Origin of the sequence: Pseudomonas sp. LS_2, from assembly GCF_042709235.1 — a bacterium.
In the GTDB taxonomy this organism is placed as follows: Bacteria; Pseudomonadota; Gammaproteobacteria; order Pseudomonadales; family Pseudomonadaceae; genus Aquipseudomonas.
In genome coordinates this window covers 145,332-157,256 of sequence record NZ_JAVAYC010000005.1, presented here as the reverse complement: position 1 = coordinate 157,256, position 11,925 = coordinate 145,332, and the positions used below count along the sequence as shown (strand labels likewise).

Here is an 11,925-nt window from a genome sequence, read left to right as displayed (position 1 = left end):
TAACAGGGCTTGTCAGAATGGATCATTGATCCTTCCCGAGGCGCGTTTACATGCAGGGCTTTTTCACGCAGATCGAAGACACGGAAGAGGTGCGCCAAGGCGACATCATTCGCCAGCTAAACCCCAAGAACGGGTTGACCGAGAGGCTAGGGATAGTAATCACGGCCGACTGCGACATAGCCCAGAAGAAAAACGGGGAGCGTTACACCTGGTTGGAAATCGTGCCCATGGCTGCCTATGTCGAAGGCCCCTGGGCTCAGGAACAGCTGCGAAAGCTCTCAGAAAAGCGTTCCAAGGGAGTGCTTGAGTATCTCAATGGTCAGATCCGCAAACGGGACCCTAGCCTCACAGCACTCACCCATGAGGCGCTGGTGCTGTGGCTACGCAGCAAGTCTGCCGAAGAAATCCTGGCGAGCACCACCGGCAAATCCCCTGGCGCAGGTGACAAGCAGCTACGCGATCTCCAAGCCTTCGCCCTCACGGTGAACTCCGACGAAACTCAGAGTGCGTTCAGCCGGTTGAAAGGTGCATGGACCCTTTACGGTACAGACGAAAAATCTCAACAGGACAATGTGCGCAATGCCTTCAAAGACAGCGGCGGTTTCCAGGATTATTTCGTGCTCCCAGAGCTGCCCCGGGAGACCGGCCTCGGTTTTGTGGTGATGCTGCGATCCATGTGGTCCCTCATGGCCAACGAGTTGTACCTCACCGAGCAAGATGCACGCATCAATGACCGCCCAGATGCGTTTCATCGCCTGGGCCGCCTGAACGATGGCATCCGTTTCTCTATAACGCAAAAGCTGGCATTTCTGTTTTCCCGTATCGGCATGCCAACGACATTTGAGTCGGCCTGCGAGACGGCAGCTGAGCTTACGGTCGAGGATTTCTTCAAGAAACAAGTGCAGGAGGCATGACCATGACGACCACCGTATCCGCTCTTGTCGTTGACCAGAAGGCGATCAGTATTCTGGACCGAGCGTTCGTTGAGGATGCTTGGCTGGAAAAGTTCGAAGTGCCACAGAACTCCGATGGCCTTCGCCGTGTGGAGGCGAATGGCACCGTTTACCTACTGTCCGAAAATGCCGAACTTGAAGACGGCTACCTGGTGATCAACACTGGTATTTTCGGCCCTGCTGCCGGCCTTGCCAGGCCACGCACCGCCTTTGAGCGGGTGATCCGTGTCGCTTTGCGCCACTTCGATCGGAGCATAGCTATTCCTATCCAGTGGCAGCCTTATCACGCCGGCTCCCGACTTTCGGTTTTCGCGCAGGCCTCCCGAACAGCTTTGCAGCGAATTTACTTCGATCAATCGCCGGACGGCACCGGGAATCTCTACGCCTTTGCTGTTACCGCTAACCCAGCAGATCTGGACGGAGTACCAGAAGACGATGCGCTTTATCAGCGGGCAATAGAGGGTATCCCCGATGCTCTGCTCGCTGATGCGCCACCGCCTCCCCAAGTTGGTAACTTCGGCGTCTTGCTGTCGGAGACCCTAGGCGTCCGGCTGGCGAGTTCGGGTACTCTTGAAGAGTGGTATGAGAACCGGTTGAATCGAGAGCAACGCGAATTTGTCGATCGGCCGCATGACCGGCCGGTGCGCTTGCGCGGTGCAGCCGGTACCGGCAAGACACAATCGATGGTCGTGAAGTGCCTGCGCGATCTTTACGCTGACGCAGACGGCACTAAAACCTTCGCTTTCCTCACCCACAGCTCGGCATTGGCCCACACAGTCGTGCGGGGCATGCTCCATGCACTTGACCCCACTGAACGCTGGACATCGTTGAAGTGCCCTAACGAGCAGCCAAGGCTATGGATCGGTACGATCTACGAGCTGGCGCAGGAGAAGCTGGGTTACGAGAAAAAGGGACTGAGGCCATTGTCCCTAGATGGTCGTGAAGGTCGCGAATACCAGGGGATGCTTATTGAGCAGGCGATCGACCAGGTTGTAAAAGACGCTCGTATCGTGTTTGACCTGTTCCCCGGCTGTCCTGACTTCCAGAAGCGTTTGGTGAATCGCGGCGACGACGCCACGCTCATCGACGAACTCATGAACGAGTTTGCCTGTGTGCTGGATTTGGAGTCGATCAAGAAGGACACCACCGAAGGCAATCGCTATGCGCGTGGCGTCTCCAGGGAGCTCTGGCAGATGGTTCTGCCCACAGAAGCGCACCGGCGCGTGGTGCTGGAAATTCATGACAATTACCGGGCGCTACTACGTAAAGAGCAGATGCTGAGCATGGACCAAATGATCGCCGACTTCGATCGCTACATTGGCACTCATGAGTGGGGGGCTCTGCGCGAACGCGACGGATTTGACCTCGTGTTCGTCGACGAGTACCACTACTTTACCCGCGCCGAGGCCATGTTGTTGCACAACTTGTTCAAGACGCGAGCGCAGGTCTCCGGGCGATGGCCCTTACTCATGGCTTACGACATAAAGCAGGCCACGAATGACGTCCCCATCAGCGGTGGGATGGAGAGATTCCGCAACCCGGGCGTTGGGGAGTCCGTCGTCACTGAGCTCAAACAAGTCTACCGGTCAACGCCGCAGATCACTGCGCTCTTGCGCGACCTAGACGCCTCTTTCCCAGCCATGGACTTGGAGGGCGAGTACGCGACTTACGTGGCCGAGTCGCAGCAGGAAAATGGCGAAACGCCGACCTTGACCATATACGATACCGACATCAACTTGATCGACGGCGTCCTTGACCAGGCCATCCGCAGGGGGCGTAGCATTGATGGCGGCGGTAGCCAGGTGGCAGTGCTCTGCCTGAACGAAGGTCTATTCGACAAGATTCGTGTTGCCGGGCGGGTACGCGAAAGAATCGTTGCGATCACCAGCCGCGAAGACTTCAAGGAGCTACGCAACGCAAAGAACAAGTGCGTCTTCAGCATGCCAGAATTCGTGGCAGGCTTGCAGTTCGACACTGTATTTCTCATTCATGCGGATAGCGCGGACTATGACGAAGACCAGGGTCAGGGTTCGCGCCGTCGTTACGTGTCGCGCGTCTACCTCGGGGCTAGCCGGGCAGCGCGCCAGGTCCTGATATCGAGCTCCAAGGAACACGGTGGGCACAGCCAGTTATTGGCCACTCCGCTGGCCAACGGAACGTTGCAGCGTGTCAACTGATGGTCCTGTTGGTGTATAGCTGACAAGCAAAAGGGCCCGCTCGGCCCTTTTTGTTTTCTCTCGCGGCGGTGCCGCTTGAGCAAGAACTGTCCTCTTTCTCAATTGCTGAAATCAGCTGAATCCACCTTTAGATGCTAAGCACCAGCTAGGAGATTGCCGCGTAATCTCTGTCCTTACCCGGCGTGCCAGACCTTCGAGAGATGCACCTGGAGATTTTCAATCTCAACGTTGTGGATACAACCGCTCGATGCCACGACCTCTGTAAACCACTTTTTTCACTGTTAACCATAGTGGTTTACAGTGAAAAAAAGTGGCTTACACGCCCGATGCCGCCGCAGGGCGAGCCCAAGACATCACAAGGGTTTTCGAATGTAGGCTGGACAGATAAAGGCCTCCATTTGCAGCGTTATCAGCTCTTTCGAGCGAATGCAGGTCCCATAGCGTGATAGCACTGGGCTACAATCAACGACAGCCTACACGCTCAGCTGTCAATAACACTGTGGCTGATCGTCAAGCAGCGATGATTTCGCCGCAGTGAAGCTGTTCAATACGGCGATACGTCTCGTACAGAGAGATCAGGCCTCCTTGGGCCATGATCTCCAAAGGCGTGCGACCCTCAAAAAATGAATTGTCGTTCTTGAAGCCTGGAAAGCCTTTCACATTATCCTGGTTGCTGAATGCAGCTCTCAAAAATCCGTGGATACTTATCACCAAGCCAATCCGCTGCTGCTGATCTAGATCGAGTCTTTGCCCACATTCCAGACCCCGCGCAGCGCGCCGATACGTCGATAGAGAGATCCGCAGGATGCTGCAAGCTTGTGCCGGTGTTGCTCGCCAGGCATCGATGATTCGAAGCGCGACCTTCAGGCCGACCGAACACTGCTCCCCAGTGAGGCGCTGTCCGCTGATCATGATTTCGACTCCTACGCTTTTGATGAGCTTACCGCGGAGCAAGCGGGTGATCAAAGCTGATGCCATCCTTGGACCGCAGTCGATCACTCCTAACCATTCGCATTTTCCAAGAATCCACTCGCTGGTCTACTGCGGTAGTAAGCGTTTCCACCGAGAACAACGTTGAAGCCGGGAGGTCCCTGCCAATCTCGCGATACGCCGGTTGATCTGAGTAGAGCTTCCGGATCTACGCCATTTTTGCGAAGCCTTCCAAATCCCATTCGAAGAAGCTCACTAAGACATGAAATACCGGGTTTGCAACGCTAGAAACCACGTGGAGGCTGCCAGTGTTAATCGGCAGGTTAAGTCTAACCATATCGTCAACAGCACATATCAATCTCCTCAATCGGAAGTGCCAGACCGATTCCAAGAGGAGATCAACCTGCTCTAGAGCTAGAGGAAATTTGTGCTTACGGGTTGCGCAATGCCTTGGCAGATTGATCGGTAGTAGACTCTGTAAATTGGTAATGTTGACTCGCTTCTGCCCTCTCGAAATCCGATACATCTCCTCAGCCCCCTCAATCAAGATGGCAGCAAACTCTTTGTCACGAGGATCAGTGGCGCTTTCATACTCAACAGGCTTCGACTTTGGCTTTGGCTTTGGCTGGCTGAGCTTCGCCATCAGCCACGATTTGTCGTTCTCGTAAAGCCACCGTGTCGCTTTGTAGGCATTCAGCCAGAGATATTCCAAGCTGACGTCAGCCCGCACCGCCAGGAGAGTTTCAATTTTCTGACGGAACTGGGCCTCTTTGCCCACCAGTGGTTTACCCTGCAGCCCGCGCAGTCTGGCACCTGCGATACTTTGAAGTACGCTTTCTTTCTTCAAGGCACTTTCAAACGCATCAACACCGCCGAACAAGTGCAGCGCGATAATCATATGCCGTGCAAGGGGCATATCCATCTGCCCATTGTGAGAAGTAAACCTTATCCATTGCTCATGCTTTCCCGCGGCGTAGGCGCTGCACATCTGCGACAAGGCTTGATCGCCATATGTATCACGAATGCTGTCGAACAGTTTTGCTGTTCCAGCAAACCTTCCGTGTATGAAGCCCCGTTTTCTGCATTGTCGTAAATAGCTGGAGCACAAAGCATCACTACTCATCGGTGGTAAATTGCGCTGTAGCAGCTCGTGTGCGAATTGGGCAAATTTCTTTTCAAGCTGAGTACCCTGACTCGCCGGCGCAGGGGTGAGCGTGCTCCAACCGCATACACACGGCTCAGAAAGGCTCGGTAGCATCCGATTTTTTCTGAAAAATGGGTGAGAGCATCTCGGGCATGCTTGCATCAAGAGGTCACCGTGACGCCAACAGACGGAGACACCAGGCAAGTGATGCGAGCGATGCCAGTACGCATAACCCAATTCCAGAAGGTCCTGCTGAACGCAGGTTGGACAGAGTTTTGCCTTGCAGTGGACCGTCCCCTCCCTGCGGGGAATTCGGGCTACTCCAGTGAAGCTATAACCTGCCGAAGGCCCTTCCGCCCCTTCACTGATCCCCAAAAATGGTCGGTAAGCGGGAAAGGTAGTGTTGGCGCAGATCAGCTCGTCAAGATTGCTTGCTGTGACACCTGGAAGCCTGGCAGCAAGCACCTCAATCTTCTTCGGGAGCATACCGACGTTGAAGGGATTCGAGCCAAACAGATCCCGGAAAGTCTCCCCTACGGTTCTGTTACCTGAAAGGAAGTGGTAGCGCGTGATACGAGAGTGCAGCATCTCGTCCGGCATCGACATAGGAAAAAATAGTAGATCAGTCATCAGTTACCGACTTACAAGATAGGGTTCGGAAAGGTCGCACATCCATTGATCCGCATACTTGTAACACACGAAATCCTGTATCGGGGTCAGGACTTTTGAAAATTTACACAGAGCACGACGTAAATTATCCCTCGCACTTTGACACATTTGCAGGCTATCCCGGCAGTATCTATCCGATACAAATCACGTATACATCAGTAATTACCGGGGGGGGGACACGAGAGCTCATCGTCCAATATGCTCCCACACCTTTACGCAAAATTACGCCTGTAGAAACGTACAATAATTCGCGAATGCATCAAGCTCAATTTCCAGCTGGTTTGACGAATGCGAGGGTGCTGGCCACGTCGACTGGCGATGGCCGCTTGCGCGCGGAACCACTTCGGGGGCCTGGTTTTTCTTCCTCCAATGCTGACCAACGTGTACCAAAGCCGCGTACCAGATATCGGTTGGTGCGATCGAACTCATGTTCACTATGGAATTCTCCAGGACGGAACGAAATCAGCCGCATGTCATAGAGTCGCGTGACCGCATCGGCGATATGGTGCCTGGGTACACCCGTGCAAGCCGATAGGCGATCGTAGCTGATGGTTGCGATGCCTCGGCGATCCCTGGACGCCAGGATGGCGATGAAGATCTTGATGGCGTGGAACGAGAGCTGAGTGAAGTTGAACTCGCTCAGTAGCAGCATGCGTCCGTGGTTACCGTCGTAGAGCCATAACTTCGGAATTTTTCCCCATCCATAGGCATCGTTCCAGTTCTCAATACGAATCAGCGATCCGCTCTTTAGGGCGCCCGTTTCACGCTTGATCAAACCAGCCACTTCTAAGCGCTGAAGAGACCGCGCTACCACCGCCCTAGACATCACACCGAGCTTACACAGCTCTGTGTAGGTGACCTTTGCCATTCCGGTCGAGAAGTCCGCGCGGCAGCACAACACCAGATAGAGCTTGAGTGCCGCCAGGCTCTCGTTACGCAACTGCGAGTTATCTGCTTCTGGCGGCCAGGCCGGCAGAAATGAGTCAGTTGTTAGCTTTAGCTTCGTCGACCGCCCTCGGAAGGCCACAAGTCCCTCTTCGTGGACCCACCGGATCGGCATCTTGGCCCATTCACTCTTAGCCACCATCACACCTTCCCCCATGCAAGCCAGACGACGAAGAACGCCAGCGAAAGGCTGAGCATTACGCAACACAACGCAAGGTTAACTGGATTGGAAGAGAGAGCCTTTTCCAAAAAACTAATGAGGCTTTTCACCTTTGCAAGCTCCGAAAACTAATCAGGCCTCAACAGTGAAGAACCAGCGACGCCTTATCTAGATGGAGGCGATCTCAATTTACCCTCGCAGCCGGCGGATTACAGGGCCTTCGGGAAAATTTTATAGTTCATTTGAGCGTGGCTTCGAGGTGGCTAAAAGTTGGGTTGGAGCCCAGTTGAGGGCCGACCTCCTGCTGAGTCAAAAAGACCGCAGCCGGCGATAGCTGCCTCATCCACTGCCGACGCCCTGTTGAATGCCCCTGGGCCTTCTACGCCAGTTCCTCCCTGAGCTGATCGATCTGGTCTGGCGGCGGGTGATTAACCCAGGGCTGGTTTATGACCTGGTGTTGCCACTCGACCAGGTTGCTGAGTTGCCCTCACTGAAAACGAAGCTCACGCCCTATTGCGTGCTGAGACTGTGTCGCATTCATTACCTCGGGCCGACTGGCGGTCGATGAAATCTTGACGAATGTCAGAAAATAGATAATGTTTCTGACATAAATGCAATCATTGTTGGTCGAGGCATATGAAGACCCTTCCCGAATCGATCCTGGAGCACAGCAGGCAGCTACCTGAGGGGGGAATGCTCACCCCCAAGGAGTTTCTGCACCTGGGTAGTCGCGCGGCCGTGGATCAGGCGTTTTCGCGGTTGGCGAAGGCAGGACAAATCATCCGAGCGGCTCGTGGTCTTTACGTGGCTAGAACAATTGATCGCCAGGGTGTGCCCTCGATGGAAAGGGTTGTCAGCGGGCTGGCCTCGAAGACTCAAGAAATGATCGCCCTTGATGGCGCCGGCTCCGCAAAAATGTTGGGCCTGACCAATCAAATCCCTAATGGATACGTTTTTCTCACTAGCGGGCGAGCTCGGAATCTTAATGTGGGGGATGTTCAGGCCGAGATCAGACACGCCCCCCGTTGGTTGCTATCCCTTGGTGATACGACTGCCGGCGCTGTGATTCGAGCCTTGGCTTGGCTGGGAGAGACTCAGGTAAGCGTGGCGATGGGGAGACTGCGAAAGCAACTGACGCCGCCCGACTGGCAAGCTTTGAGTTCGGCCCGATCGCTCCTTCCCTCATGGATGGCGGTAGCGATCGGTCGGGAGGTGGTTTGATCGTCTGCAGCTCGGCGGATTTTCTAAGATAGCCGTTTAAGGCTGCCTGAAAGTGGACTAGGCTACGCCTCCATGCCAGCTACCCTGCTTCACAGTGTTAGCTCCAAGGTGTACATGTAAACGATGGGAACGGAGTCCTTGACTATGCAAATCAAAATGCGACACGAGTTATTGCAAGCCTTGTAGTCACGACAGGTTTGTCGATGCCTATCAAAAACAGCAGTACGCAATAATTCAGAGGGTGGTGACTATGGCCAATGGAAAGATTCTCCGTCAGCTGTTCCGAGCAGGTACAGCGGGCGATGCCGATGCGTTTCGCCTTGCCTCCAAAGCGGTGATCGAAGAAGAGCGGCAGAAACAACACCACCTTCTGGCTAATGACCTAGAGCAGATTCTTTACGGCAGCGATTTGAATCTACGAGCGTCCAGCAGCGCGCCCCGCGTTCACTATGATGTTCCTGTCGATAAAGAGCGTGGCTTACCACTGCTTGATATAAGAACGCCTAAGCGCTCGCTCGATGAGGTAATTCTCCCTCCGAGTAGTTCCGCAGCACTGGAGGAGATTCTTGAGGAAAATCGCCGTGATGATGTCCTGCGCAGTTACGGCATGAAGCCCTCGGGCAAGGTGATTTTCTTTGGCCCACCTGGCTGCGGAAAGACGTTGGCTGCTGAGGTTGTGGCGTTTGAGCTGGATAGGCCCTTGGCTATTGTCCGCCTCGACGCACTGGTCTCTTCCTTCCTAGGGGAGACAGCTGCCAACCTTCGAAAGGTCTTCGATTTCATTGCCCAACACCCATTCGTGGTTCTCTTTGATGAATTCGATGCCATAGGTAAAGAGCGTGGCGATAGCGGCGACCATGGTGAGCTTCGCCGCGTCGTGAACGCAGTACTGCAGATGATGGACTCCTACGAAGGTCGTAGTTTGATTTTGGCTGCTACGAACCATGAGACCATCCTTGACTCTGCCATTTGGCGGCGATTCGATGAATCCATTGAGTTTCCGCTTCCGGACGAGAAGCAACTGAAGGACATTTTGTCGCTGAAGTTGAGAGGCATCCGGCGTCAATTTGAGATTGACGACAAGGAAGTATTGAAGGAATTTAAAGGTAAGAGCGGAGCGGATATCGAGCGAGTAATACGCCGCGCTGCGAAAAGAATGATCCTGAGGGGGCAGGAATTTCTGACCATCAAGGAGCTGAAAAGCGCCCTTGCGCGGGAAGACCTTAGGAAGACATAAAAATGGGCTCTCAAGGAAGAAGCAGTGGCTACCTACAAGCATCTGAGCATTGCGCGGGCAGTTCTCGACAACTCTCGTCGGACCAAGAACCCGCCCCACTTCGTAACACGTGAAGATCGTCGCGGGCATGGTCAGAAGCTAAACGGCTATTTTGCTACTGCTGAAGGGCAAGCCAGAAAGCAGATCGGCTCTTCCGCAAACTCCCCCTATGTCCTCAAGCTGCAATACGACGGTGCACTCACCTTTGCGCACCTCTCAACCCATGGTTTGGAATTCGTCAGCCAAGAGGGTAAGCAGCTCTGTGTGGTATTCGCGACAGAGGCGGGGCTGGCCCAATTTGCCGACCACCTTAGAAAGCTGGGCGTGATGGACGCCGCACTGACGTACCGACAGATCCTGGAAGCCATCGCCGGGGTTGAGGCATGGTCACCGGAAGATCGGATGAGCTGGGCGCTCAATGACATTGGGTTCCCTAATACGCCGACGTTCAAGCTCGACGTTGAGCTGTGGCCCATCTACGTTGCGAACCATCCTACCCGCATCCTGCTCACGAATGCGTTCGAGGCCTGGTTGGCTGCGGAGCGCATCCATCAGCTCGACAAAATCAACTTGGACAGCCTGCTCATGTACCGTGTGGAGGTAAGTGTTGAACAGGCACAACTGCTGCTGAACCACCGCGATGTACGCTTGGTGGACCTTATCCCCTCCACCGGTATCAGCATTCAGCAGCTAAACCGGGACATCAATGAGCTTCCCAGAGATATTCCCTCTCCAGCAGCAGATGCCGCACGCATCTGTATTCTCGACAGTGGCATCAACGCTAACCACCCACTGCTTCGACCGGCGATGGGCGAAAGCGCGTCCTTTGTGGATGAAGAGGGAGAGGCCGACGAAGCGGGTCACGGTACTGCGGTGGCCGGTATAGCCTTGTACGGCGACGTAGAGGCCTGCAACAGCTCAAATTTTTGGCGGCCTGAGCTCTGGATTTTCAACGGCAAGGTTATGAAGAAGTGCCCTCATACCGGCAATGCCGTCTATGACGAACTTTCGCTTGAGGCCTCACTGACGAAGGCTGTGGCGCACTTCGTCGAGCTGGGCTGCAGGATCTTCAATCTCTCGCTGGGCAACAACAATGCACCCTACGACGGATCTCATATCAGAGGCCTTGCCTATATCCTGGATGTCCTATCCAGGCGCCACAACATCCTGTTCGTGGTTTCGACAGGTAACTTCTGCGGTTCCGATAACCCACCGGTACCCATCAACAGCTGGCGTGATGAATACCCCGAGTACCTGGTCTCTGCGCAGAGCGCGATCATTGATCCTGCCCCGGCCATGACCGTGCTAACTGTGGGGAGCATATCCCGGCACAACGCAACTTTCGACAGCCAGCGCTTCCCAGAAATCTATCAGCTCTCGCCGGCATCGGAGAACCAGCCTTCGCCATTCACTCGCCACGGACCATCGGTAAAGGGAGCACTCAAGCCGGAGCTCGTCGCTGCAGGAGGTAACTATGCCAGCCCTATGCGACAGGCGAATGCGCAGTGGGCGCCCCACATGAAGGGACTGGGTGTGCTGACGCTTAACCACCAAGTGGTCGGTGCGACCGTCTTCAAGGAGGTCAGCGGCACGAGCTTTGCGGCGCCTTACATCACTCACCTGGCCGGGCGTTTGTTAAACGACTATCCAACGGCCTCAGCGAACATGCTTCGCGCCATGCTAGTGAACCAAGCCTATCTTCCAGAAGAAGTCACGACCTCATTCTCCGAGGACTTCAGAAAGAGCTACAAGGAGGCCAAAGCCACGCTCAATCGCGACGTCGCAAGGGATGTGGCAGGCTATGGCGCCGTGAATGAGGCTGATTTGTTCAGATCCTCCGACCACTGCGTGGTGTTGATGTCAGAGGAGACTATCGAGAACGATGGTTGTCAGTTCTTCGAGCTCCCACTGCCGGAAAATTTCCTTCGCTCCTCCAGAGGCACCCGTGAGCTTTCCATCACGCTGGCCTATTCTCCAGTCGTGCGCACTACACGGATCGAGTACCTAGCCACGCAGATCAACTACCGCTTGGTGACGGGGGCTTCTCTAGATGAAGTTCAGAAACACTTCAACCAAGAGCTGAAAGCAAAGACTGAAGTACTCAAGGAGGCGAGGTCCACCAACCGGGATATCACCGCCCAGTTGAGAAACCACGGCACGGTGCAGTCATCCCGCTGGACTGTCAAACAGTGCACGCCTGGGGAAAAGTGGTTTGTGGTCGTTGTGCGCCAGGATCGTGACTGGAACCCATCAGCAGCAGAGAAAGAAGCATACTCGCTGGTGGTCAGCGTGGCCGACAGGGACAATGAGCATGCTCAACTCTACACCCAGATGCAGGCATTGTTAGCTGAGCAGGCTGTGGTGAGGGAGCAGCAACAGGCTCGGCTAGAGGCAGCTCGCGTGCAGTACCGAGGATAAAGACCCCCGCCTGTATGTTCTGGAAAGGATGC

General features: G+C 54.8%; 8 protein-coding genes. 5 read left to right on the top strand and 3 right to left on the bottom strand.

Going from position 1 to position 11,925, the window contains the following annotated elements; genetic code table 11:
• Positions 1-50 precede the first annotated feature (50 nt).
• Together RAC97_RS06705 and RAC97_RS06700 are read left to right on the top strand one after the other, a co-directional pair.
• Positions 51-914 (top strand): hypothetical protein, encoded by an 864-nt coding sequence (locus RAC97_RS06705; protein ID WP_375098483.1) that lies wholly within the window; start codon positions 51-53, stop codon positions 912-914.
• Between the two features lie 2 nt (positions 915-916).
• Positions 917-3,130 carry a UvrD-helicase domain-containing protein gene (locus tag RAC97_RS06700; RefSeq protein WP_375098482.1) on the top strand — a complete coding sequence of 738 codons (2,214 nt, stop codon included), beginning with the start codon at positions 917-919 and terminating at the stop codon, positions 3,128-3,130.
• 510 nt (positions 3,131-3,640) lie between these two features.
• Here RAC97_RS06700 and RAC97_RS06695 read toward each other — a convergent pair.
• From RAC97_RS06695 to RAC97_RS06685, 3 genes are all read right to left on the bottom strand, one after another.
• Positions 3,641-4,042: an antitoxin Xre-like helix-turn-helix domain-containing protein gene (locus RAC97_RS06695; RefSeq protein WP_375098481.1), complete on the bottom strand. Its 402-nt coding sequence runs from the start codon at positions 4,040-4,042 to the stop codon at positions 3,641-3,643.
• Positions 4,043-4,268: 226 nt separating this feature from the next.
• Positions 4,269-5,834: a TniQ family protein gene (locus RAC97_RS06690; protein ID WP_375098480.1), complete on the bottom strand. Its 1,566-nt coding sequence runs from the start codon at positions 5,832-5,834 to the stop codon at positions 4,269-4,271.
• Between the two features lie 304 nt (positions 5,835-6,138).
• Complete coding sequence (locus tag RAC97_RS06685; protein WP_375098479.1) at positions 6,139-6,960, bottom strand: MarR family transcriptional regulator; 822 nt, start codon at positions 6,958-6,960, stop codon at positions 6,139-6,141.
• Positions 6,961-7,614: 654 nt separating this feature from the next.
• On the opposite strand from RAC97_RS06685, the gene RAC97_RS06680 reads away from it, so the two are divergent.
• The 3 genes from RAC97_RS06680 to RAC97_RS06670 all read left to right on the top strand — a co-directional run bounded on the left by RAC97_RS06680 (position 7,615) and on the right by RAC97_RS06670 (position 11,893).
• On the top strand, positions 7,615-8,199 hold the full coding sequence (locus RAC97_RS06680; RefSeq protein ID WP_375098478.1) for a DUF6088 family protein: 585 nt from the start codon (positions 7,615-7,617) through the stop codon (positions 8,197-8,199).
• A 250-nt stretch (positions 8,200-8,449) separates the two neighbouring features.
• Positions 8,450-9,436, top strand: a complete 987-nt coding sequence (locus RAC97_RS06675) for an AAA family ATPase (RefSeq protein ID WP_375098477.1) — start codon at positions 8,450-8,452, stop codon at positions 9,434-9,436.
• 24 nt (positions 9,437-9,460) lie between these two features.
• Positions 9,461-11,893, top strand: coding sequence for a S8 family peptidase (locus RAC97_RS06670; RefSeq protein ID WP_375098476.1), 2,433 nt, complete (start codon positions 9,461-9,463; stop codon positions 11,891-11,893).
• Positions 11,894-11,925: the final 32 nt, after the last annotated feature.

Coding starts and splice junctions, on each gene's coding strand:
- RAC97_RS06705 (WP_375098483.1), top strand. CDS start 51: ATGCAGGGCTTTTTCACGCAGATCGAAGACACGGAAGAGGTGCGCCAA.
- RAC97_RS06700 (WP_375098482.1), top strand. CDS start 917: ATGACGACCACCGTATCCGCTCTTGTCGTTGACCAGAAGGCGATCAGT.
- RAC97_RS06695 (WP_375098481.1), bottom strand. CDS start 4,042: ATGATCAGCGGACAGCGCCTCACTGGGGAGCAGTGTTCGGTCGGCCTG.
- RAC97_RS06690 (WP_375098480.1), bottom strand. CDS start 5,834: ATGACTGATCTACTATTTTTTCCTATGTCGATGCCGGACGAGATGCTG.
- RAC97_RS06685 (WP_375098479.1), bottom strand. CDS start 6,960: ATGGTGGCTAAGAGTGAATGGGCCAAGATGCCGATCCGGTGGGTCCAC.
- RAC97_RS06680 (WP_375098478.1), top strand. CDS start 7,615: ATGAAGACCCTTCCCGAATCGATCCTGGAGCACAGCAGGCAGCTACCT.
- RAC97_RS06675 (WP_375098477.1), top strand. CDS start 8,450: ATGGCCAATGGAAAGATTCTCCGTCAGCTGTTCCGAGCAGGTACAGCG.